This window comes from Scytonema sp. PCC 10023 (assembly GCF_963920835.1).
Lineage (GTDB): Bacteria > Cyanobacteriota > Cyanobacteriia > Cyanobacteriales > Nostocaceae > Kalymmatonema.
The window spans coordinates 39765-62621 of the sequence record NZ_CAWUDP010000011.1 but is presented as its reverse complement, the minus strand read 5'-3'; the positions used below and the strand labels follow the sequence as shown (position 1 = coordinate 62621).

Annotated in this window: 19 protein-coding genes; 9 read left to right on the top strand and 10 right to left on the bottom strand. The window is 45.3% G+C overall.

Annotated elements, in window-relative coordinates:
- Positions 1-42 precede the first annotated feature (42 nt).
- Positions 43-204 (bottom strand): CopG family transcriptional regulator, encoded by a 162-nt coding sequence (locus ACM0OZ_RS09200; protein WP_414582491.1) that lies wholly within the window; start codon positions 202-204, stop codon positions 43-45.
- Between the two features lie 58 nt (positions 205-262).
- Between ACM0OZ_RS09200 and ACM0OZ_RS09195 the strand changes: the two genes are divergently transcribed.
- The 4 genes from ACM0OZ_RS09195 (at position 263) to upp (ending at position 3866) form a co-directional block, all read left to right on the top strand.
- The gene (locus ACM0OZ_RS09195) at positions 263-1444 is read left to right on the top strand and encodes an RNA-guided endonuclease InsQ/TnpB family protein (RefSeq protein WP_414582490.1); all 1182 of its coding nucleotides are present in this window, start codon (positions 263-265) and stop codon (positions 1442-1444) included.
- 76 nt (positions 1445-1520) lie between these two features.
- Positions 1521-2780 (top strand): URC4/urg3 family protein, encoded by a 1260-nt coding sequence (locus tag ACM0OZ_RS09190; protein WP_414582489.1) that lies wholly within the window; start codon positions 1521-1523, stop codon positions 2778-2780.
- Positions 2781-2842: 62 nt separating this feature from the next.
- Entirely contained in the window at positions 2843-3295 is a 453-nt protein-coding gene (locus ACM0OZ_RS09185) for a hypothetical protein (protein WP_414582488.1), read from the top strand.
- Positions 3231-3866, top strand: coding sequence for a uracil phosphoribosyltransferase (upp, locus tag ACM0OZ_RS09180; RefSeq protein WP_414582487.1), 636 nt, complete (start codon positions 3231-3233; stop codon positions 3864-3866). Before ACM0OZ_RS09185 ends, upp begins: the two co-directional genes overlap by 65 nt.
- A 122-nt stretch (positions 3867-3988) precedes the next feature.
- Here upp and ACM0OZ_RS09175 read toward each other — a convergent pair whose 3' ends face one another.
- Complete coding sequence (locus tag ACM0OZ_RS09175) at positions 3989-4060, bottom strand: hypothetical protein (protein ID WP_414582572.1); 72 nt, start codon at positions 4058-4060, stop codon at positions 3989-3991.
- 356 nt (positions 4061-4416) lie between these two features.
- Here ACM0OZ_RS09175 and ACM0OZ_RS09170 point away from each other — a divergent pair, with 356 nt between their 5' ends.
- Positions 4417-4821, top strand: coding sequence for a DUF2294 domain-containing protein (locus ACM0OZ_RS09170; RefSeq protein WP_414582486.1), 405 nt, complete (start codon positions 4417-4419; stop codon positions 4819-4821).
- Here the strand turns inward: ACM0OZ_RS09170 and ACM0OZ_RS09165 are convergent.
- The 5 genes from ACM0OZ_RS09165 to ACM0OZ_RS09145 form a co-directional block, all read right to left on the bottom strand.
- Positions 4796-5185, bottom strand: a complete 390-nt coding sequence (locus tag ACM0OZ_RS09165; protein WP_414582485.1) for a response regulator — start codon at positions 5183-5185, stop codon at positions 4796-4798. The two genes, ACM0OZ_RS09170 and ACM0OZ_RS09165, sit on opposite strands and share 26 nt — an antisense overlap.
- Before the next feature lie 601 nt (positions 5186-5786).
- Positions 5787-6722, bottom strand: a complete 936-nt coding sequence (locus ACM0OZ_RS09160) for an ABC transporter permease (RefSeq protein ID WP_414582484.1) — start codon at positions 6720-6722, stop codon at positions 5787-5789.
- A gap of 306 nt (positions 6723-7028) precedes the next feature.
- A complete protein-coding gene (locus ACM0OZ_RS09155; protein WP_414582483.1) occupies positions 7029-8075 on the bottom strand; it encodes an ABC transporter permease in 1047 nt (348 codons plus the stop codon).
- A 44-nt stretch (positions 8076-8119) separates the two neighbouring features.
- Positions 8120-9622, bottom strand: coding sequence for an ABC transporter ATP-binding protein (locus tag ACM0OZ_RS09150; RefSeq protein WP_414582482.1), 1503 nt, complete (start codon positions 9620-9622; stop codon positions 8120-8122).
- A gap of 263 nt (positions 9623-9885) precedes the next feature.
- Positions 9886-10929: a BMP family protein gene (locus tag ACM0OZ_RS09145; RefSeq protein WP_414582480.1), complete on the bottom strand. Its 1044-nt coding sequence runs from the start codon at positions 10927-10929 to the stop codon at positions 9886-9888.
- A gap of 152 nt (positions 10930-11081) precedes the next feature.
- On the opposite strand from ACM0OZ_RS09145, the gene ACM0OZ_RS09140 reads away from it, so the two are divergent.
- From ACM0OZ_RS09140 to ACM0OZ_RS09130, 3 genes are all read left to right on the top strand, one after another.
- Positions 11082-11522, top strand: coding sequence for a DoxX family protein (locus tag ACM0OZ_RS09140; RefSeq protein ID WP_414582479.1), 441 nt, complete (start codon positions 11082-11084; stop codon positions 11520-11522).
- 333 nt (positions 11523-11855) lie between these two features.
- Positions 11856-12023, top strand: coding sequence for a hypothetical protein (locus ACM0OZ_RS09135; RefSeq protein ID WP_414582478.1), 168 nt, complete (start codon positions 11856-11858; stop codon positions 12021-12023).
- Between the two features lie 83 nt (positions 12024-12106).
- Entirely contained in the window at positions 12107-12607 is a 501-nt protein-coding gene (locus ACM0OZ_RS09130) for an ureidoglycolate lyase (RefSeq protein WP_414582477.1), read from the top strand.
- 526 nt (positions 12608-13133) lie between these two features.
- On the opposite strand, the gene ACM0OZ_RS09125 is transcribed toward ACM0OZ_RS09130, so the two are convergent.
- The gene (locus tag ACM0OZ_RS09125) at positions 13134-13970 is read right to left on the bottom strand and encodes a sensor histidine kinase (protein WP_414582476.1); all 837 of its coding nucleotides are present in this window, start codon (positions 13968-13970) and stop codon (positions 13134-13136) included.
- 144 nt (positions 13971-14114) lie between these two features.
- Here ACM0OZ_RS09125 and ACM0OZ_RS09120 point away from each other — a divergent pair, with 144 nt between their 5' ends.
- A complete protein-coding gene (locus ACM0OZ_RS09120) occupies positions 14115-14279 on the top strand; it encodes a hypothetical protein (RefSeq protein ID WP_414582475.1) in 165 nt (54 codons plus the stop codon).
- Between the two features lie 209 nt (positions 14280-14488).
- Here ACM0OZ_RS09120 and ACM0OZ_RS09115 read toward each other — a convergent pair whose 3' ends face one another.
- Both ACM0OZ_RS09115 and ACM0OZ_RS09110 read right to left on the bottom strand, forming a co-directional pair.
- Positions 14489-17251 carry a CHAT domain-containing protein gene (locus tag ACM0OZ_RS09115; protein ID WP_414582474.1) on the bottom strand — a complete coding sequence of 921 codons (2763 nt, stop codon included), beginning with the start codon at positions 17249-17251 and terminating at the stop codon, positions 14489-14491.
- Positions 17252-17256: 5 nt separating this feature from the next.
- Entirely contained in the window at positions 17257-22674 is a 5418-nt protein-coding gene (locus ACM0OZ_RS09110) for a filamentous hemagglutinin N-terminal domain-containing protein (protein ID WP_414582473.1), read from the bottom strand.
- Positions 22675-22857: the final 183 nt, after the last annotated feature.

Genomic DNA, 22857 nt, shown 5'->3' with positions numbered 1-22857 from the left:
GCACGTCCTAACCCTCAAATTCCTGCAAAAAGTTGAATAAAGCTAAACTTCACTACTCATCTTTTTCAATTTTTTCTTCAAAGACTGAATGTACTGTCGCAGTACTTCAGTTCTATTCAAATCGACGAGCTGACAATATGCATCCAATATTTTTAATTCGTCTACCGTAACCCGAATCTCTATCCTTTCCGTTTGTTTAGCCATTGATATTTCCGTACAATTGTCCGTACAATAACTATAAAATCAAAGCGCTTTATCAGCAATGTACGCCATCAAAGTAGAGCTAAAACTGAATAACAAAGAGCGAACTTTGATGCGTAAGCATTCTGGTTATGCACGTTTTGTCTACAACTACGGCTTGGCATTAACACAGGGTTTGTACGCTTCTGGAGTAAAAGCGAGTATCGCTAAACAGATAAACGAAGTAAAGAAAGTATTCACCGGATATACCAAAAAGCAGCCTGAAAATCAGTGGATGAACAAACTCTCATCCAGAGTGTATCAACAGGCTTTTATGGACTTAGGGCAAGCATATCAGAGATGGTTTAAAGGACTGTCTAGGAAACCTGTTTTTAAGTCTAGAAAGTCCGGCGATTCGTTTACTGTTTACGACGGTAACGGGAAAGTATTGACTACCAGTGGGAAGGAAATAAAGATTCCCACGCTTGGGACTTTCCGCTTAAAAGAAACTTTGCTTTGTCGTTATGTAACTCAAACTTTTACTATTAGTCGCCAAGCCAATAAATGGTACGTCTGTTTTGCAGTAGACGCTGATAGAATTCCACCGACTTATCACCCAGAGGAAGCGGTGGGAATTGACTTGGGCGTGAAATGCTTTGCAACTTTGTCAGACGGTTCTCAGATTGAAGCTCCATTACCTTACAAACAAGCGAAAACCAAGCTAGGTAAGGAACAGTGGCGGAATAGAAACAAGCAATTTGGCAACGGTCGTCAAGGGATAAAGCAGTCAAACAGAGCCAAGAGATTCTTTGATTCTCTTGCCAAGAAACACGCACGAATGGTCAATCAGCGCCAAGACTTTCTGCATAAGACAACAACAGAGATAAGCCGCAAGTTCTACCGAATTCGGATAGAAGATTTAAATGTCTCAGGGATGGCTCACAGCAGAAAATTGTCAGCAGCAATCTCTGATTTAGGATTCTACGAATTCCGTCGTCAACTAACCTACAAGTCTGAGTTTTTTAGAACCAAGGTAGAGGTAGTCGATAGATGGTATCCATCGTCAAAGAAGTGCTCAATCTGTGGAAACAGACACGATAATCTAAAACTTTATGACAGAATTTACCAGTGTCAAAATAAGTCGTGTTTAGCGCACACAATAACGATGGATAGGGACTTAAACGCAGCTTATAACTTGTTGAACGCACCAATGGACTTTGTACGGCAGGCTCAACCGGAAATCACGCTCGTGGACAAGAAGTAGCCGACTACCTTGGTTGAAGCGAGAAATAAAAAGCAATGTTCAATGTTGCATAAGTTTTATGGAGCAGTCAGTAAGAATGGAGATGCGAACCGCCAAGACGCCAAGGACGCCAAGAACAGATGATCAAGAGTTGGTTGCTTATTTGCGATCGCCTGGTGCTATCCGCGAACGTTGTGGGCAACTGTTTGCGTTAGCTGTTGAGGGTAAGTCGCATCACTTTAGTTGCGATTTGACACGGTTGACAAAAGTGGGTGATTATGTAATTGAGGTAATGCAGGAACAATACCCAGATTTGCAAATTCCTTTTCACAGCCGCTGGCGGCATTTTGAGGCTGGGGGTGTACCGCGTTTATCTCAGTTGGATGAGCAATTAGCCGAACTAACGCCTTTAGAAAAAGCTGGTGCCAAGTTTGATTTGGCGATGATTAGTGTTTTGTTGGATGCGGGGGCGGGCGATCGTTGGTATTATCGCGAACGGGAGACTCAGCTAAGTTTTAGGCGTTCTGAAGGTTTGGCAGTTGCTAGTTTCCAAATGTTTTGCGATGGAACTTTTTCTAGTGACCAGCAAACAGCACCTTTGCAAGTTCATGCTGAAAGATTGCAAGCCTTAACAGAACAAGAACTGGCAGATGGGTTTGGTGTGAATGCAGAGAATCCTTTGGTGGGAGTTGCTGGGCGGTTGCAGTTGTTGCAAAAATTAGGTCAAGCCTTACTTTCTTCACCTCATTTATTTGGAGAACAAAACCCCCGCCCGGGTAATTTGGTTAAATATTTAATAGAAAAATCTAGCAATAATCAATTAGCTGCTACTACAGTGTTGGATGCAGTTCTAGAAGGACTAGGTGATATTTGGTCTGGACGAATTGAGGTTGCTGGGATTAATCTGGGTGATGTTTGGTTTCACCCAAGTGTTGCTGATGATGGCTTAGTGCCATTTCACAAACTGTCCCAGTGGCTTACCTATTCTCTGCTAGAGCCTGTACAAGAACTTGGTTTGGAAATTACTGGCTTGGATGCCCTTACTGGATTAGCAGAATATCGCAATGGCGGGTTATGCCTTGATTTGGAACTCCTGCGCCCCAAAGAGCCAGAAATTTTGCTCAAGCCTCATCCAGTTGCATCAGAGGTTATAGTTGAGTGGCGTGCCTTAACCGTGATGCTCTTGGATCACATCGCTGCTACAGTACGCGAAAAATTAGGCATGAGTGCTGAAGAACTGCCACTGGTGAAAATCCTGCAAGGTGGAACTTGGACAGCGGGGCGAAAAATAGCTGCTCAATACAGAAAGGGTGGTATACCCCCCATACAGATAGAAAGCGACGGCACTGTATTCTAGCTCTGGGCAGTCATTAGTCACTTTATCATTAGCTTTGGAAAAAGCAACCGACCAAAAAGCTAATGACTGATACCTCTTTTCTTGGTGTCCTTGGCAAGGGAACGGACAATTGCACGCCAGTCGCACGCCACTTGCGGGACTCGGGACGGACAGTTTCTCCCGGAGGGAAACCCTCCAAGAGAACTGTCCTCGGGAACCCCAACGCCAGTCGCCTGGGTCGGGAGACCCCAACGGGAGAGCCAGTTGCCGTGAGAGCGGGAAACCCTCCTGCAGCACTGGTCTCACCTCCTGCATGGCTAGCGCTCCGCAACGCAGTGGTTCCACCCTTCGGGAAGTCGCTCCGCGTCTACAACTGGTGGGAACCAGAGTACGGCACTGTCGTCCACTTTGCTTTCGTCGGGACGCAAGCGTCCTCATCTTGCCGTTCGCATAATAAAACATTTAGAGCTTATGTACAGTCAAGTCATAATAATCGAGCATCCGTTGATTCAACACAAATTGACGCTCATGCGTAAAGCCGAAACCACCACGGCAAAATTTCGAGTCTTAATTAAAGAGATTAGCTTGCTGTTGGCTTATGAAGTCACGCGAGATTTGCCTCTAAAACATGAATTGATTAAAACACCACTAGCCCCGATGAAAGCCCCAGTGCTTGCGCCAGATAAAAAGCTAGTGATTGTTTCTATCCAACGGGCGGGACAAGGAATTTTGGATGGGATGCTGGAACTTATACCATCAGCAAGAGTAGGACACATTGGATTATACCGTGACCCCAAAACCCTAATTCCCGTTGAATATTATTTCAAAGTACCTCAGGATGTCGATAAGCGAGATGTATTGGTGGTTGATCCGATGCTGGCAACTGGCAACTCAGCAGTAGCAGCGGTTGAACGCCTGAAATCAACTAATCCGAAGTCGATTCGGTTTATTTGTATACTCGCTGCACCAGAAGGTATTGAGTATTTCACCGAAGTACACCCTGATGTCCCTATTTACACTGCTGCTATTGACGATTATTTGGATGAAAGCGGCTACATTATTCCTGGATTGGGAGATGCAGGCGATCGCTTGTTTGGGACGAAATAAGCTGATTTGTATTCAAATTGTATAGTTTGACGTAAAAAAGAAGGTAAAAGGTGAAAGCTATAAGGTAAAAAATCATATTTTTCCTTTTTCCTTCTTATTCCTGAACTGCTACTTTCCTAAGTTTAACAGTAAAGTTTAACAGTTTTATGATCACTGGTTGAGGCAATTGTCTGACCGTCAGGACTGAACGCCACATTCCAAACTATATTTGCTCAAACCAGTGAACCTTATTTGCAGACGTGATGAATCACGTTGGTATGTGATTGAACTAGTAATTTTTTTCAAAAAAGTGACTGGCTCAATCACATTTCTTTATAGTACCTATAATTTTTGATACTTGCTCTCAATAGTAGCAAGCTTGATTCTTGCGACTCATTTGCTGTGCTTTCAATTTTCATGTCCTAAAGCCTTACAGCAAGAGTTTCATAAGCCAAAAAGCGCAAGTTCAATGCGCGACAGCTTATCATGAGAAATTTACTAAAAAATTCTTATTTTGCGTATTAATCATTTATATTCTATTCCTATAACTGTTTTTATCACCCTCCCAAAAATGTCTAAACCAACGATTGGGCAACTCGAAAGAGAAATAACACATCGTATCCGTTCCCTCTATATGAAACAACTTGGACATCGCCCTGGCAAAATTATTTGCCAATTTTTTGATACAGAATTGGCAATCTCAATAGAAAACTCTGTAAGCGTTCCTGAGCAAACTCTTGTGAGGGCAGGATATGATATGTTAGCTGAACAAGTGCGATTAGATCTAAACAAAATCATTGCTCCACAAATCAAGGATTTGATTGAGGAGATTATTAAAAAAGCAGTAGTAGACTTGTTGCTCAATACCAATTTAATAACAGGTCGCACTGGCATTATTGTTTTTTTAGAAGCATTGCCAGAAGTTCGGAATCGCGAAAGTATTCCTAAGGCTAATTGCAAGATTGCGCAAGAGTGAGATGGCGGTAGATAGCAGCTTGTAATTCATGAAAATTATATGGTTTGGTAATGCAGTCATCAGCTCCTGCTAGAAGAATGGCATTTCCATCTTGTTCACAGGTTAAAGTTGTCATTCCAATAATTGGAATCATTGCTGTCTCTGGGTTGCGCTTTAAATAATGAATAACCTGTAAACCACTTAAATCAGGTAGTGCAATATCGAGCAGGATTAAATCTGGTTGGTGTGTTTGTGACAAAATCAAAGCTTTGATTCCTTGTTTAGCACAAATACACGATACATTGAGTAACTTAAGCTGACAATTGAGAAGTTCTAAATAGTGTAGATCTTGTTCTACAACTAAAACAAAAGGCTGCACGGACATAAATTATTCTTCACCTTTAAAGAAGGACCATACATCAAAACCCTCGTGACTAAAAAACTCGTTTTTAGGAAGGTCATCCTGTTAGCAAGATGTACGAGGCTTCCTTCAGGCGGCTGTTAGCGGCTTGAGATGGAGTGACTCGTCTGTGACTCACAAGGCTTGGTGTCTGCGCTGATATCCAGGGAAGGATACGAAGAGCTAGTGGCAACATTAAGCAAATATCATCATATTAGATGTGTGTTTCGTCAAGTCTTTTTTGAAAAAAATTTAGCTTTGGTTAGCTGTGGCTAAATTTTATAGAGCATGGCTCTTGATTAGGACTGACGCCAAAATTTTGATTGTGTGGGACTCGCCATAGTGCATCTCTACATAAATCACCTCAACTTAGTAGCGTTTTGAACCTAGAAGACATAAGTCCTGATAGCTGCATTATTAAGTAGGTGTAAGTGAAATCAACTTATGCACTTAATTAAGATGGAACGTGGATTGTAGATAGCTGAAACATTTTGCAGCCGCAGCGCAATTGATCTGCAGATACAGAGAATGCTTCCCTGACGCTCGCGCATAGCACAATCCGGTTTTTTTGTACAGTGCCTAAGTCCTATTGGTGTCGGTTTTGTTTGAAGTAGGGGACTCCCAAAGCTGCTGGAGGTGTAGACTGTCCAGCTAATCCAACCAGGGCAAGCAGAGCGGTTATGTACGGTAGCATAATCAAAAATTGATAAGGAATATTTGCATTCAATGCCTGAATTCGCAACTGCAAAGCTTCCGTAGCACCAAACAACAAGCAAGCCAACCCAGTTCCTATAGGATGCCATCTGCCAAAAATTAAGGCAGCGATCGCAATAAAGCCTTTTCCAGCACTCATTCCCTCTGCAAAGTATTTTACCTGCACTAAAGTTAAATAAGCACCTCCCAATGCAGCTAGACAACCACTGACTACCACAGCAAGGTAACGCACCTGTTGCACTGACACCCCAGCCGTATCAGCAGCCTTGGGATATTCCCCTACAGCTCGTAAGGTAAGACCCGGGCTGGTACTAAACAAAATATAGGTGCTGATAAAAACTAAAAACAACAGTAAATATACGAGAATATCTTGCTGGAATAGCAAAGGTCCGACAAGGGGAATATTCGCAAGACCAGGAATTATAATTGGTTCAATTCCAGGTATGCGCTGGGCGCTACTACCACCAAATACTAAGCGTGATAAAAACGATGTTAACCCAGCGGCAACAAGATTAATTGCTAAGCCTGAAACTAACTGGTCAACCCGTAAAGTTACGGATAAGAAAGCATGGAGTAGTCCCACTAGTCCCCCAGCAATCAGAGAAGCAAAGACACCAAGCCAGACGTTACCAGTGTAAAAAGTGGCTACACCACTAGTAAATGCACCTGTCAGCAACATTCCCTCTAAGGCAATATTCAGTACCCCCGACCGTTCCGAAAAAAGTCCACCCAGTGCGGCAAATGCTAGGGGAACTGCAAGACGGAGGCTAGAAACGAGGTAATCTGAGAAGAAGTTTATGTTATTCATATGTAGTATATTGCACCCAACCCTGATACGGAGTTGCGTTGAAAGATATCACGTAGTTGTTGGGACAAGAGAGGGAGAGAGGGTAAGATGTATGAACCATTAGCGATTTTTTGTAAGGTGGGCATTGCTCACTAATATCTCAAATGTCTATCACATAAGCTTTTATAGGCAATGCCCCGAAGTTCCCTAGGTTGGGAAACCCGCCTGCAGGACTTCTCTCCACCCTACGATTTGTAGTCTAATCATAAAATAAGCGCTATAAAATGAGGCTACAAAGTCCGGATGACAAGGGCTTATTATTTGTGTTCATGGTTCCATCACTTTTATGCGATGTTCTAGAGCCAGACTAATGGCAATAAACAGTACAGTCAAACCTTGAATAGCGTAAACCACAGTCACTGGGACTCCCGCACTGCGCTGCATCACATTCGCACCACTGCGAAGCGCACCAAAGAACAAGGAAGTCAGTACGACACCGAAAACACTACCGCGGCTGAGAAATGCGATCGCGATCGCATCAAATCCATAACCAGCCGAAACTTGCTCAAACAATCGATATTTTAACCCCATCACTTCAGTTGCACCCGCCAACCCAGCTAAACCACCCGCCAACGCCATTACCAGCATGATCGTGCGTTCGACAGAAATACCACCATAACGGGAAGCAATAGGGTTAAATCCTACGGCAGCGATTTGGTAGCCTATAGGTGATAGTACGAGCAAAACCCATACAATGACTGCTGCAACTAACGCCAGTAAAATCCCCGCATGGGCGAGACTCCCTGGTAAAATAATTGGTAGTTGAGCAGATTTAGCAATCAATGGTGAATAAGGACTAGGCGCACCTGGTTGCTTTAAGGGGTTCTGAACAAGGTAACCAATAAAGTTAAAGGCGATGTAGTTCAAGAGCAAAGTTGTGATCACCTCATTTATCCCGCGCACCGCTTTGAGATAACCTGGAATCAAACCCCAAATTCCACCAAAAACAAATCCTGCAAGCAACGCCAGTGGTACATGAATTACACCAGGTAATCCCTGCACGTACAACCCTATCAACGCACTTCCCAAAGCACCCAGGTAAATTTGCCCTTCCCCACCGATATTAAATTGACCTGCACGCAAAGCCACCAACACCCCTAAACTGGTTAACAATAGCGGTACTATCTTGGTAAGAGTGTTGCCAAATCCAAAGTAGGTAGAAAGAGATTCTTGAAACAAAGCCGTATATGCTGCGATGGGATTTGCCCCAGCAAGTAAGATCAGAATTGCACCGACGAGTAACGCCGATGCGATCGCAATTACGGGAGGTAAGATTGGTAGCAGCAGAGGTTGAATCCGATTCGTTGTAGTCATCTGAGTTTACATTTTTGAATTTTGAATTTTGAATTTTGAATTGTTTATTTCCTTCCCCCAGCCATTAAAAAACCAATCTCCTCCACCGTTGCTGTCATTGCATCCAAAACACCCACAAACTCACCTGTGTACATTACTGCAATGCGATCGCTCATTGCCATAACTTCCTCCAATTCGGTAGAAATGTACAAGATAGCCGCACCGCGATCGCGTTGGGCTAACAACTGCAACTGTACTGCTTGTGTCGCCCCCACATCCAGCCCCCGCGTTGGTTGCATAGCTACTATTAACATTGGTTCTCTCGCCAGTTCCCGCGCCAGCACAACCTTTTGCTGATTTCCCCCCGAAAGCTGACTGACTTTCACACCTTCACTTGTCGCCCGGATATCAAACTCTTGCATTGCAGACTTAGCATTATTGCTGATTGCTTCCTTCTGCAACAAAAAGCGACGACAAAACGGCAATTTTTTAAAAGCTTTCAAAATGAGATTTTGAGCAATATTGAACTGCAACACCAAACCCATTTTTTGCCTATCTTCCGGGATGTACCCCACAAGGGCTTGTGGGGAGGGGTTCTGTATCAGTTCAATTTTTCCAGCCTTGACTGTTCGTAAACCAGTAATTGCATCTGCTAATTCTCGCTGTCCATTACCATCTACACCTGCAATACCCAGAATTTCTCCCGCCCGCAGTTCAAAAGATACATTGCGGACAGCGATTGCGCGGGGCGCAGTGCCTTCGGCAATCGCACCCCTGTCATCCTCAACTTGTAAATTTTGCACTGACAAAACCACCTTTCCAGGGGAAGCAGGAGTTTTGTCTAACCGTAAAGTCACCTCGCGCCCTACCATCAATTCCGCTAACTGCTGCGGCGTGGCTTCTTGAGTCGTTGTATTTGCTACTACCTTTCCGCGTCGCAACACAGTGACTGTGTCGCATAGGTTCATAACCTCATCCAATTTGTGGCTGATAAAAATAATTGTGTGTCCATTCGCTGCAAGTTGTCGCAAAATAGCAATTAATGATTCTACTTCTCTTGGTGTTAGCACTGCTGTTGGTTCATCAAGAATCAACAATTTTGCTTTCCGGTAGAGAACTTTGAGAATTTCGACTCGCTGTTGCGCCCCTACTGGCAAATTTCCTACTTTAGCAGCAGGATCAACTGTTAATCTATAAGCTTCGGATAAAGCCGCGATTTCCTGTTGTTTCTGACGCAGGTTTAAACGCCAGTGATTCAATGTTCCTAGAATGATGTTTTCTGTTACAGTCAACTGGGGAACCAGCATGAAATGTTGGTGAATCATGCCAATGCCTAATTCAATTGCTGCACTTGATGAAGATATTTTTACTGGTTTTTCTTGCAGGTATATTTGACCTGCATCAGGTTGATAAAGACCGCTAATAATGTTCATTAAAGTGGTTTTGCCCGCCCCATTCTCGCCTAGGATGGCGTGAATTTTTCCTGGTTCAACAGTGAGGCTAATGTTGTCATTGGCAATGAATGAGCCAAAGCGTTTGCTAATTCCTTCTAAGCGTAAATAAGACATATAACAAAACTGCACGAGACAAGAGAAAAGGTAGAGAAAAACCTCACCCCCCAGCCCCCTCTCCGCAAGCAGAGAGGGGGAGCATTTTTCCCTCTGTGGGCAGGCTGTAAGAAAACAAGGAGAGTATTTTTCCCCTCCTCGCTTGCGGAGAGCAGCGCCGTGCGGGGGTTCCCCCCGTTGAGGCGACTGCGGGGGAGGGGTTAGGGGTGGGGTCACACTGATGTATTTTCAAGTTAGATAGAAACGAAAAATAAAATGAGATTTTAAGCTGTGGTTTTTTTAACGCACCGGGTATCTTTGCCACCCTCTTGGCATTTTTCAAAGGTGATTTTTTTAGCAACAATTTCCTCTTTTGTATTGAGTGTCTTTTGTTTGATTGGTTCGGGAACGATCGCCCCAAACTTTCCTAAAGATAAAATATCTGGTTTTTCTAAACCTATCGTGTAAATTTGACCTTTGAGTTGATTTTGTTTGGCTAGTTCTGCTAAATAGGCGATCGCTAAATCCAACCGCTTTACCGCACTTGTTAAAACTGCTTTGGGTGCAATTTCTAATTGGTCTTTCGTGTTACCAAAAGCATAAACTCCTTTGTCGCTTGCAGTTTGCAAAACGGCAGCAGATGCAGTATCTAACCATTGATAGATGACATCAGCGCCAGAAGAAATTAAAGCAAGAGTGGCTTCTTTTGCCTTGGCGACATCGTTCCAGTCACCCGTGAATGTAGAACTGATTTTGATATCTGGCTTGAGAGATTTTGCTCCTAATTCAAAGCCGCGTAGTTCTTGTTGGGTAGCATCAAATTGTTGTCCTGCAATGTAAGCGAGTTGATTGGATTTGGTCATTGATGCAGCGATGATTCCGCACAGATAACTCGCTTGCAAATGGTCAATTCGCAAAGCAGCGATGTTGGAACCGTTGACAGCACCATTGACACCGATAAAGAAAGTGTTGGGGAACTGCGGCGCGACTTGTTCAATAGCAGCATCAAATTGTCCGCCGTGGGCAAATACTAGGTTATAGCCCCGACGCGCAAAATCTGAGAGAACTTCGGTTTGGTCTGCTTGTGCTATTTGTTCTACATAGGATGTTTCTGCACCCAGCTTTTGTTTAGCAAGCTGTACGCCTTCGTAACCAGATTGATTCCAGGCTTGATCGCTGATGACTCCAGGGAGGGCGATCGCTATCTTAAACCCTGGGCTACCCCCTGTCGTTGTTGAGTTGCTACTGCAAGCCTTCAGCAGTAAACTCGTACTTAAGGTAGCTGAACCATACAAAAGAAATTTACGCCTACTAAAATTTGCCGCCATACATTAGCCTTGAGAATCCTTGTTATTGATTACTATAATCTCCCTTATTCCCCTACCTCCTCGTTTATTTTTCCCACCGTTGACCGAAGACGTAGTGACCTGAAGCCAAACAAACTGAAGGAGTGGACGCAACTATAAAGTCAAGGGAATAGATGAACAATCTCAAGGAAATTTTTCGTGTCATCCTAGCGGTATGTATGATTGTAGCTGGAGTGACGCACTTTACATCTGCTGACCAGTATGTCAGAATTGTGCCGCCGCAACTGCCCTACCCTGTAGAAATAGTTTATCTGAGTGGCTTTTATGAAATCTTGGGTGGTATCGGGTTATTAGTCCCGCCTGTAAGTCAAGCTGCTGCTTGGGGGCTACTTGTTCTTTTTATTGCTGTTTACCCATCCAATATCAATATGGCAGTAAATCTCATTAAAATTGACCATATACCAAATTCACCCTGGCTACATGTGATTAGACTTCCGTTTCAGGCGGTTTTAATTGCTTGGGCTTGGTTGTATACAAAACCTTCAGATCCCGAAAAACAAGCTTCTATTATTCCCAAGTCACTTATTCCCAAGGAACTGCAGGAATTAAAGTGAGTCGTTTTCGCAGACCTTTGTTTAACCCTCTCCTGAAAGGAGAGGGAATCAAGGGTAAAATAATGTGGGTGCAAGCAGGTTTGATGTCAACACCCCTGCCTAAAGGCTAGGGGCTTAAGCGCCTCAAGTCTGGTGGATTAGTTGACCCGACTAAGTACCTTGAGTACTACGTTATTGGCAAGTGTTCAAGTTCTCACTCCGGGATACGTGATGCCAGTCCCGGATTCTGAAACCGGACGATTAAACACGTTTAGAGGGTTAAGCTAGTGTCGTTTGGAAAGTACCGACCAATAACATTGTCTAGGCTCACATTACCCCGAAAGGGAGGCTCGAATGAGCAAAACCGTTATGCGTACAGGTGAGTCCAGTCCTGTTCGCGCAGCGTCTCCGCTAGGAGAAGGCGGGTTTCCCAACCTAGGGAACTGGCTCTCCCGTTGGGGTGAAAAATATCAGTTCGCAATTGCCCGAACGAAAGTACAACGCAAAAGTACACGGTATTGAGTAACCCCAAGGCGGTAATGGTTCACAAAAACAAGAATGTGTATTGCCGTCCTATAAGGACGGGGTTTCTACCCAAATTTTCGATGAGTACATCAAAGACAGTTCAACAATTGCGGGCTGAATGGATAACGCCGGAAAGTTTTCGTCGATATGGACAGGTCATTTTTCCTCAGTTAGACGGTAAATCGTTTGATGCACAAGATGCTCAACTCGTACTTGATAGAGGTGTTCCCCGCTTTTATATCATGCAGCTGCACCGCAGAGGACGCAAATTTCACACCATTACTCGCCATGTACAATGTACTCAATGTCTGGGTTCACTGGAAGGGAAGGACTGGTTAATTGCGGTTTGTCCTCCTAATAATAATATTGATGAACCATCTTTAGAAGACATAGCAGCTTTCCGCATTCCAGGAAATTGCTTTATCAAATTAGACGTAGGAACTTGGCACGCTGGACCTTATTTTGAGCATGAGGTTGTGAATTTTTATAACTTGGAATTGAGTGATACGAATGTGGTGGATCATTTCACTCACAATTTTCTCAACAGTCATAATCTGGAGTTTGAGTTTGAGATTTTGTGAGCGATCGCTCTAGAATAAGAGTTCTAGCTCGCATCTGGATCTCCTCCTAACTCCCGCAATCGCGCTGCTAGACGCTCGGCTCGCTTTTTCTCCTGCTCCGCCCGTTGCTGCTCTCGCTCCGCTATTTCTTCCGGCAGCAAAATTAAGTTTCCTTGTGAGTCATACAACCGCAACCAGTAATATCATGTCCGCTTAATTACTTATAATTCCTGCTTGACCTCACCCCAACCCTCTCCTTCTTAAGGAGAGGGTGCCGTAGGCGGGTGAGGTTATTCGTTTTTTATAAGTGTTTATCCGGATATGATATAATAGACCTCTTGCACTCAGGCAAAACTTGGCCCAATCCCCAACCCCTTCTCCCAAAATTGGGATTCGGGGAGCCAATTTTAAAGTCCCTCTCCCAAGCTTGGGAGAGGGATTTAGGGTGAGGGTAAAGATTCATGCAAGAAGTCTAATGACTAATGACTAATGACTGCCTTAACGAGTTAACTTTATTTGTACCGACCTACTTATTTGTTAATGATTGTTAGCAAAAAAGTATCGGTTGCCATTCACCAATTTCGACAGGTATTTGCTGATTTACTAACGAAGACTTTCCAGGAACAGACGAAGAAGGTTTTGAAGGTGCAGGTAAAGAAAGTTCTTTAGGGACAAAAGGCTCACTAGAAGGTGCAGATAATTGTATAGGTATCTCTGCACTAATGCGACAACCTGCTCCCGGTCTAGAATCTAAATTGATATGACCTTGCAAAACGGCAACCCGTTCTTGCATTCCCCGCAGTCCATATCCGGTCGAGACTTGCTTAGGATTGAATCCCCGACCGTTATCTTGAATGATGAGGTAGACACTGGTTGATGTTGTGTAGACAAGAATTTGCACTTGTGTCGCCATCGCATACTTGCGAGTATTGTTGAGTGCTTCTTGAATAATTCGGTAAAGTGGTGTGACAAGCTGCGACGGTAAAGCGACAGAAAAGTTAAGCTCAACTATAGGTAACACGCCAGTGGTTTGCTGAAAATCATTGACCAGAAATTCGATGAGTGTTTGCAGAGATTGAGTCTCGTGGGTATCGTCGCGTAATGCTTGCACCGATTGGCGGACTTGTTGAGTGGCGATCGCCACTAATCGATGCGCTTCAGTAAGAGACTGCTGTGCCTGAGTGGGGTCTGGTTTACACAGTTTCATGGCAGTTTGTAATTGAAACTTGAGCGCGGTGAGTGCATGTCCCACAGAATCATGGAGTTCTCGCGCAATTCGGTTGCGTTCTTGCACCGCCGAGAGATTAGCAAATTCCAAAACACACTGCCACAAGTGTTGATGGATTTGATTGAGTTGTTCTGGTGTGTAGAGTTCTTCGACCATATTCCTGTTTAAGTTCGTCCAGCTAATTATTAGGTAGTTCTGGATGCAGGAAGCTTATGCAATTTTTCGGGAGCAGTTTCACTATTGAAAGGGACTAGGGATTAGGGATTGGGGATTAGGGATTGGGTTTAGAATCGAAAAATTATGTTCGGAGCAACAAAGCCCTCCCAAAGAAAGGAAATTTTTCCCAGTCATCAGTCGCCAGTCCCCCATCCCGGAGCTACCATCATTTACGGGTGTGTCAGCAATGGGACGCAATGGCGCTTTCTCAAACTGGAAGGCACAGTGGTGAGCCAGCTGCGGTGGTGAACCAGTGCTGCGGGAGGGTTTCCCGACAGCCAGGCAACTGGTGAAAGGGTTCCCCGGCATAAGCAAACTGGCGTAAGCGCAAAGCGCAGGCTCCGCCAACGCGTAGCGTGCCGAAGGCATACCCGAAGGGTGACAATCGATCTCAACGATTATCCCCTACCACCAGTTCATCAAATCTTAGGATTCTTGGTGTGGATGGTACAACACGCTTAAGTCCAGTTGCCAATCAGCACATACGCCGCCCAGAAATAGGGTTGTTGTCTAAACTTGGGGTCGCGTAAAATTTCAAGTTGGGCACGTCGCAGAGCTTCTGCCTTTGAGACACCAGTTTTACTAGCTTGCGCTAATTGATTATAAAATTGACCGATGAGTGTCGCTGAGGCTTCATCATTGACGCGCCACAGTGTAGCTACTGTACTACGTGCGCCGGATCGTACCGCAACTCCCGCTAATCCTAACGCCGAACGAGTATCGCCCGCTGCTGTTTCACACGCACTCAGCACCAAGAGTTCCAGCGAATTATCCCTTGACAGTTCGACGGTTTTTAGGACGCTACTGAGTTGATTGACTTTGATTTTGTTATCCCAAGTCAAAATAAAAGTGTCATCTGCTGTAGAACCAAATTGACCGTGTGTTGCCAAATGGACAATCGGTGACGAAACAGCAGATACCCTATTTTGAAACGCGGAATTTGTAAACTTTTGGTTAAACAGGATTTGGCTAGGAATCTGAGATTTAATTTTGTTCACCTCAGTCTCAACATAAGGCAGCGCCGAGAACTCTGGAGGACGCGCAGCATTGAGTCCAGCTACCAACGCACCCAGTTGTTCTTGCTTGAGCGATCGCGGCGATAAAAGTTGCAGCCCGGGTGTTAAAGCAATGCTGTACTGTTCCACGAGGAACTTTTGACCATCGTGCAGCGCCGCCATTGGGACATTTCGCAAAGCACCATCTAAAACAAAGACTAAGGTTTCTACTTTGCTCGCGGCAAGTTCTGCGGCTGCTGGACGAATAAGCCAATTGTATAATTGCTGGAGTTGTGGGAGTGCCAAGTTTCCGGTGGTGGGTTGCTGTAAGTCTAGGCGCAGCGGTGATACAAGATTTTCCACCTGTTTGCTGCTGACATCAGTTTTGTAGTAGCGTAAATTGCGAGGTTGTGCTTGCGTTTGGTTCGCAGATGGTGGTAGACTAGTAATAATAGCAAGCTCGTCTTCTAAAAGAATCGGATAAATGACTGCTGCACGTTGATCTACCTGATCAATCAATGCTGGGTTGCCGTTGAGACACGCTTCCCGGAAGAAGTTATCGAGTTCGACCAATTGTAATGCTTCAACGACATCCCGCGCAGTCTTCAAATCATCAGGTTTATTCGATTTCACCAGTAGCCCGACGAGTTGACGGTGAATTGGCTCAACGGCATCGCGGAAGGAAAACTGTACATCCGGACTTGCCGCAGCCAAATCTGTTCGCAGCGATTTGATTGTCGCGATCGCTTCTTTATAAGCTGCGATCGCACCTGTATTTTTGCCTTGAGCCTTTAGCACTCGTCCCAACTGCCACTGCCACAGATAAGCGCTATCGGCTGCGTTTGTTTGTTGTGCTAATTGGAGTGCTTGCTCGGTCAATTTTTCAGCCTCAGTCCACTGCTGCGTTTTTTCGTAGACACTGCCCAAGGTACCCAACGCGTAGGCAAGGGTGTGTGAATCTCCTAAATCTTTGGCTTGTTGTACTGCTTTTGCTAGGAGTTGTGCGGCTTCACGCAACGCAGATGTCTCTCCTGTTTGGCTTCCCATCCGCATCATCGACTGGGCGAGATTCACCCGTGCTTCAATAGCTGTACGACTGGGAGGTAATGCCTCGATTTGTTGTTGAACCTGTGGCAAGAGAGTTTGAGCCGCAGACTGTTGATTGGTATCGACGAGTAGACTGAGTTGATTGACTTGTGCTTGCACCCGTAGACTGGGGGAAACTGCAGAAGCCGCCTGTTGATAGAACTTCAAGGCAGATTCGGCAGCTTTGGAGTTCATTTGAGCGTCGGCAGTTTTATCGAAGCTAAGTTGAGCGCGGGCAGTGTTACCGAGGCTGAGTTGAGCTAATGTGATGATGTCGGGTAACTGCAACTTGTTGGCAATAGCAAGGCTACGCTCTAAAACAAGGCGTGCTTGGGTGAAATTGCCAGTCACCCGCAGCGAATCTCCTAAAGTACGAAGCGCGGTTGCGGTTTCGGGAGAAGAAGGAACGGCATTGAGCAGAGTTTGTAGTTGTTGAGCATTCGCAGTTGAACGCTGCGGTAATTTTAATGCGCTGTCGAGAAGTGCGATCGCCCGTCGATATAATCCTAAGTTTTGTAAAGCTTGCGCCTGCTTAATTTGGCTGATCAGTGCTCGTTCTGGCTTGCCTTGCTGGGTGTAAAGTGCTGCAGCGCGTTGCCAGGATTTCAGCGCAGCTTCCGCTTGTCCGCGTGCCAGGAGTAACCCGCCCTGGATGTCGAGGACTTGCGCTAGTGCTAGTGATTTCTCTGGGGTTGTTGGTATAGTTGCTTCTAAGAGTGAGAGACTGTTGGCGATCGCTTTGCTGGCATCGTTCCATTGTCCCAGCTGTTGATAGCACAGCGATAAATTGCTGAGACTGAGCGCTTGGCGGATGGGATCTCCGACGGCTTTGTAAGCTTGAGCAGCTTTTTCAAAGAGCGTTGCTGCTTCTGCAAATTGATTGGCGGTATAGTGCGTACGTGCTTGCTGTTCGAGAAAAGACCCCTCCCCGCCCTGGACTATTCCCCTCCCCGCATGCGGGGAGGGGTTAGGGGAGGGGTTCCGAGGAATTTGGGAGTTCTCAACCGAACCAGGAATTACTGAAATGTGAGCAAATACAGGTGATGCAATACACAACAATGAAGTCATCACCATTGGGATAATAAAACGAATAAATTTCTTATGGCGTCGTTTAATAGGTTTCATAAAAGTATTTTTCATCGTTATCATTGTTTCGATACCGGACATCCTGTTGCTGCAGGGCGAGTATTCGGCGTGACTTTAGGTGCAAAGGCGACTAATGTAATGTTGCCATCGCTATCTTTGACCCAACCTTGCGCTTCAACAATTGCAGGCGGAGTAGGCGTGACGACTATTGCTGGGGATGTTTGCGGTACATTAGCAGAGCCTTGTGAGTCCAAAGTTGCCAACTGACTGAGGTTAGGTGTACCTGCCAACGGTTCTAGAGGATTAGGAGATAAACTGCCGCGTCCTGTGATGATAAATTCGCCCAACGGTTTGGCATTAGGGCTTCTCGGGCAAATTTGGGCAATTTGATTGGTGGCGTCAACAAAAGAGACTGGTAGTTCGATGAGTCCAGAGGCGGGTTGGACTTCTGGTTCGGTGATGTCGATTTGTCCCTGCACACCGAGTTGAGAACTGGCAGTGATGTCGCTTTGTAAGGTGGGGAAGGAAGCGGGGACGATGCCAAACAGCCCATCGGTGTTGATGGTGATGTTACCGCCGCGTCCTTGGAAGGCATTGGCGGTGATGTCGCTGTTTTCATTAGGGACAGCAACAATAAATTTGCCATTGATTGTGATGTTACCGCCATTGCTGTCTACCTGAGGCGCTCCGGCAGTTGTAGAAATAAAGCTGCCTTTACGTAGCAGTAAAACATCATCAACGGTCAAGAATATATCGCCGCCACTTCTTGTTGTAGTTTCAGCAGAGATTTCTGAGCGATTATTTAATCGTAAAGTCTCACCTTGGACTTGAATTTTTCCACTTTCGCCGCTGCCAAAACTATTGGCAGAAACAACAGCTCGATTGTTGAGGTCGAGTGCTCGCGAAGTCATGAAGATTGTGCCACCCGTGCCCTGCCCGTTGGAAGTCACCCTACTGAGAATATCACTGTCGTCAACCGAAATGCGATCGCCAGCATTGAGAGTGATATCTCCAGCATCCCCTTGCCCAGCAGTCGAGGAAACTAACGCAGCTTCATTGCTTAAGGAAATAAGATCGCCAGCATTCAGGGTAATATCTCCACCCTTCCCGACTGCATTCAAACTCACACTGCTCCTAATATCTGCATTGTCTAAGGAAATGCGATCGCGTGCCTGAACAATTATGTTACCAGCATCACCTTGTGCTTGGGTACTTGTGGTGAGTTCCGCATAATTCGAGAGTAAGAGTGAACCTGTAGTAATTTCAATATTGCCACCTTTGCCAACAGCGTCTTTTCCAATCAAACCGGTAGACGCCGCACTAGAACCAAATGCGCCACTAGCAGTTCGCTGACTTGTTCCGTCAAACACCACCTGATCGCGGGCGTTGATAAAGATATTACCTGCGTTGCCACGTCCATTGGAGACTTCTGCTGCTAACTGACCACCGTTTGTGACAAACAATGAACCCGTGTTGATTTCAATATTGCCACCATTGCCAACAGGTTGTTTCAAAATTCCAGCTTGTCCTACAGTACTGAAGGCTCCACTGGAACTAACATAATCACCTTGCACAACTTGCACAAATTGAACATCATTAACAGTAATTTCCAATAGTTTACTGCCATCAAACACAATTGTATCGCGGGCATTGAGGCTGATATTTCCAGCATCGCCTTGCCCAAACGTGCTAGTGTCAATCTGACCTGCGTTATTGAGGAAGAGGGAACCAGTCGTGATATCAATATCTCCCCCCTGACCCTCTCCTCCAGGAACCACCCTGCTGGCAATAATGCTGCTATTGTCTAAAGTAATAAAGTCATTGGCATTAATCGTGATATTCCCTGCATCCCCTTTTGCACCTGTACTGGATTGCAATTGTGCATTGTTGGTCATCGATAATGAATTAGTATTAATCTTAATATTGCCACCATTACCGACTGCTCCAGGGTACACTAGGCTCAAGATGGTTAATCCAGTCTGATCTGTACCATTTAATGAAATGCGATCGCGAGCGTTGATTAATATATTTCCAGCGTCGCCTTGTCCAAACGTGCTGGTATCAATTCGTGCGCCATTAGTGACAGACAATAAATCAGTCTTAATCCCAATATTGCCGCCGTTGCCTTCTGCTCCAGGTTCCACTGTGCTGAAAATACCGCTAGGAGCTTTTCTTACCGTTGGGCTAATCCTATCTAAATAAACTTCGCGAGCACTGATAGTAATATTTCCAGAATCACCTTTTCCATAAGTGCTAGCACTTAATTGAGCACCATTAGTCAGAAAAAGGGAGCCAGTGGTCAGATCAATGTTGCCTCCTTTGCCTTTCCCTCCAAGTTCCACATCACTAATGATTGAACTGGATCGGCGTCCATCTTGACTGGTACCATCAAAGAAGATGCGATCACGTGCCTGAACGATGACATTTCCTGCATTCCCCTGACCGCCTGTATTTGCAATGATTCTCACTCCATCTGTGATAGTGAGTGAGCCAGTGGAAATCTGAATATTACCGCTATTGCCCATACTAGGGAGAAATACGAAAAACTCTGAAAAAACAGAGTTATCAATTATACTTTCCTGGGCAAGTTGAAGAGTTCCAGTGGTATTGAGGATAATATCTCCCGCTTGAGTGTTTGGTGTGCCCCCAAGTAAAATTCCCGCTTGTATACTACTCCTTCCAAAAATATCCAAATTGCGAGCGTCGATTGTCACGTTACCACCGCCATCACTCCTCACACTCCTCACATCAATTCTCGATTGATTGTTAAGCGATACGTCTGCACGTGGAAGATCGGGAGGAAAACTCAGACCTCCATCAGCATTGAACCCAACAGACCCTACACTTCCTACTGCGCCAATCTCAACACGACCTCCTAGTGCATACAACTGTCCCCCCTCCATCTGTACATTGCCTCCCACCAAGAGCAAATTCTTTCCACTGGGAACTAACAAGAGTCCTCGGTTATTAATCGCCCCCGGATTAAGTTGATTGAACAACAACGCAGAGGGATTGATAGTCAACAGTGGTGGCGCTTCTGGATTTGTCGCACTAAACACACCCTGCTCACCAAAGCGAAAGGCACTCGCTGTCGTCCCTACAAATGACCCACCTACATCCAATCGGGCGTTGGGACCAAATACAATTCCATTGGGATTAAGCAAAAACAGATTCGCGCTACCGTCAACGCCCAACGTCCCCAGAATATTTGAAGCTTCCTTACCTGTCACCCGCGTCAAAATATTTTGTATTCCATTAGAATTGACAAAATACACTCGTTGCCCATTACTGACATTGAACTGACTAAAACTGTGAAAAAGGTTGCTACCCCGTTGAGCGCCGCCAGAGATGCTGTCAGCTGCTGCACCCTTGATTTGAACGTTGGGTGTGACGCTTGAACTTTCTGCCCCAAGGGTGTTATCCGGAGTAATTTGAGCGTGAGCAACCTTGCTGGTAAACAGGATGAGGCTGCATAGAAGGGAGTGTTGAGAAAGCAGTGGAAATTTGTTACCGTCGGCATTTTCCAGCAATTCCCAAGCGGGAATTCGCTGATAGACGCGTTCCGGGGGAAGCGAGAAATCGACTATAGGTTGTAACCCAAAGGGCGGATACCAGTTTAAAGGAGGAGGTAAATCGCGGATTTTTGGCGCTTTCTGCTCAATTGCATCAACGAGTTGGGTGCGTAAACTCGTGACGCTACTTGTATGGGGCTTTGGTAAGTTAGCGATTGAGGAACGAGATGTCTGCACAAGCGACATCAAATAAGCGATTGGGCAAGCTTGGCGACAATCTTGATCTGGAAGTGGAATTTCCACAAAGTGGGGATCAACCACATCAATATATCCTTGCACTGTCCAATTTTGACTTGCAATAGTAGTACTTTTACTGATACTCAATTCACCATCTGGTTCCAAAATCCCAGCAATAATGAACCACATATTTTGGTCAACTGCTCGCTGTATTGCTTTTCCTAAATCTTTATCTCCAGATGGAGGGTCTTTTTGCGGCGTATCAAGCACCACATCTACCCCAACAACGGGCGCATTTAATTTTTGTAGGCGTTCGATTAACTTTGCTAAGTAGCTGCGATTTATCGGATTGAGCTGAGAAATGCCACCACGAGAAATGGATTTGGTATCAATTTGCACGAGTGCAACGGTTGGAGGTGACTTAGATGGGATTTGAGCCGTTACGTCGCGGTAAATTGATTGGACAAATGTCCGCCCGTTCAGCAGTTGCTCTGCAACAAGGGGAATGCAACTGAGAGCAATACTTGTGCATAGTGCGATCGCCTCAATTCGAGTTGGTAACAAATTACATAAATACTGTTTCCAGTCAACTGGGTTTATACGGAATAAGGCGGCTCCCGGATGGCAAAACAGCGAAGGCACCAAATAAGCAGAGGGATAAGTGTGGCTCTTTTCCATCCGCAGAAATTGACGCGCCGCCATCATTGACTCGTACACATCCAGGTGTTTCGCCAACCCTTGCAAGAATCGTACCAAAAATTCCTGCGCGACACGGTTATGTATCGGTTCACGCATCACCACAACTTGACTAAAACCAATATCAATCAACGCATCCGCAATACTCAATCCACTACATGAGTTGAAAATGGCAACTTGTAGTCCGAGTTTTTTTGCAACCATCAATTGTGGTTTGATTTCATTGATAGAAATTGACACACCAGGAGCAATTCCCAACTCGCCCCCTGTCATCTGGGTTTCGTTGCTGTGTCCAGCAAAAAATAGTATATCCCAGCCGAGCTTTTCTGTAATTGCGTCGGTAATTTGTTGGATTGCTTGCTCTGGTGTTTGCTTTGGTTGCCAACCGACAAACTGTATATCTGCAATGCGGGAGAGCGATCGCACAGCTTCGCGATCTGCTTCAAAATTTAACCCAGTATCGTCGCCTAAAATTGCTAGAATGCGGGCACGTCGCTGTTGTGGTTTATCATACCGGGTTCCACTTTCTTTAATATTTAAAGGAGCACGAATAATCCGAATTGCTCCAGTCGTTGCGAACTCTGTGCCAAGTTCCCAAGCCTCCCAAGGAAAACGGTCTAACTCAATCGGCGCACAGGTGAGAAACAGTTGCACTGCCTCAGTTGTTTCTGGATTCGCTTTAACAAGTTCCTGACTTGCCTGGGCAATTTGGGAGCGAATTTCGTATAACTCTGCACTACGCAACCAGCGATGAAACTCATACATTAACTTTGTTTCCGCTTTGACAAGTTCCGCGTGCCAGTCCACAGTAGTGAGTCTGGCAACCCCACCACCAACCGTCCGTCCCCGTATATGTTCCGACTGATAAAAGCTGAGATATGCCCGCCGCCATTCTTTATAAAGCTGAGTGAGGGCAGTTGGATAATTAACTTGCACAGTTAAATTTTGTCCTTGTCCCCAAGACAATTCAAATAAGCAGATTTGCTCAACTTTTTGAACTTTAAGATGAAAAAGACGGGAATAAAGTTTCATATAGGAGTTAGTTGTTAGTAGTTATATCACGTCGGTCGAATTGCCCATAATACCGGAACCCCACCCCCTAACCCCCTCCCTGCAAGTGCAGAGGGGAACCGAAGCGAAGCTGCGATGGGGTGGGGTTCTTTAGGAATCGGGGTTAACTTATCGGACATCATATAGCCCTTCTCGTTTGAATGA

Coding starts and splice junctions, on each gene's coding strand:
- ACM0OZ_RS09200 (WP_414582491.1), bottom strand. CDS start 204: ATGGCTAAACAAACGGAAAGGATAGAGATTCGGGTTACGGTAGACGAA.
- ACM0OZ_RS09195 (WP_414582490.1), top strand. CDS start 263: ATGTACGCCATCAAAGTAGAGCTAAAACTGAATAACAAAGAGCGAACT.
- ACM0OZ_RS09190 (WP_414582489.1), top strand. CDS start 1,521: ATGGAGATGCGAACCGCCAAGACGCCAAGGACGCCAAGAACAGATGAT.
- ACM0OZ_RS09185 (WP_414582488.1), top strand. CDS start 2,843: ATGACTGATACCTCTTTTCTTGGTGTCCTTGGCAAGGGAACGGACAAT.
- upp (WP_414582487.1), top strand. CDS start 3,231: ATGTACAGTCAAGTCATAATAATCGAGCATCCGTTGATTCAACACAAA.
- ACM0OZ_RS09170 (WP_414582486.1), top strand. CDS start 4,417: ATGTCTAAACCAACGATTGGGCAACTCGAAAGAGAAATAACACATCGT.
- ACM0OZ_RS09165 (WP_414582485.1), bottom strand. CDS start 5,185: ATGTCCGTGCAGCCTTTTGTTTTAGTTGTAGAACAAGATCTACACTAT.
- ACM0OZ_RS09160 (WP_414582484.1), bottom strand. CDS start 6,722: ATGAATAACATAAACTTCTTCTCAGATTACCTCGTTTCTAGCCTCCGT.
- ACM0OZ_RS09155 (WP_414582483.1), bottom strand. CDS start 8,075: ATGACTACAACGAATCGGATTCAACCTCTGCTGCTACCAATCTTACCT.
- ACM0OZ_RS09150 (WP_414582482.1), bottom strand. CDS start 9,622: ATGTCTTATTTACGCTTAGAAGGAATTAGCAAACGCTTTGGCTCATTC.
- ACM0OZ_RS09145 (WP_414582480.1), bottom strand. CDS start 10,929: ATGGCGGCAAATTTTAGTAGGCGTAAATTTCTTTTGTATGGTTCAGCT.
- ACM0OZ_RS09140 (WP_414582479.1), top strand. CDS start 11,082: ATGAACAATCTCAAGGAAATTTTTCGTGTCATCCTAGCGGTATGTATG.
- ACM0OZ_RS09135 (WP_414582478.1), top strand. CDS start 11,856: ATGAGCAAAACCGTTATGCGTACAGGTGAGTCCAGTCCTGTTCGCGCA.
- ACM0OZ_RS09130 (WP_414582477.1), top strand. CDS start 12,107: ATGAGTACATCAAAGACAGTTCAACAATTGCGGGCTGAATGGATAACG.
- ACM0OZ_RS09125 (WP_414582476.1), bottom strand. CDS start 13,970: ATGGTCGAAGAACTCTACACACCAGAACAACTCAATCAAATCCATCAA.
- ACM0OZ_RS09120 (WP_414582475.1), top strand. CDS start 14,115: ATGTTCGGAGCAACAAAGCCCTCCCAAAGAAAGGAAATTTTTCCCAGT.
- ACM0OZ_RS09115 (WP_414582474.1), bottom strand. CDS start 17,251: ATGAAAAATACTTTTATGAAACCTATTAAACGACGCCATAAGAAATTT.
- ACM0OZ_RS09110 (WP_414582473.1), bottom strand. CDS start 22,674: ATGAAACTTTATTCCCGTCTTTTTCATCTTAAAGTTCAAAAAGTTGAG.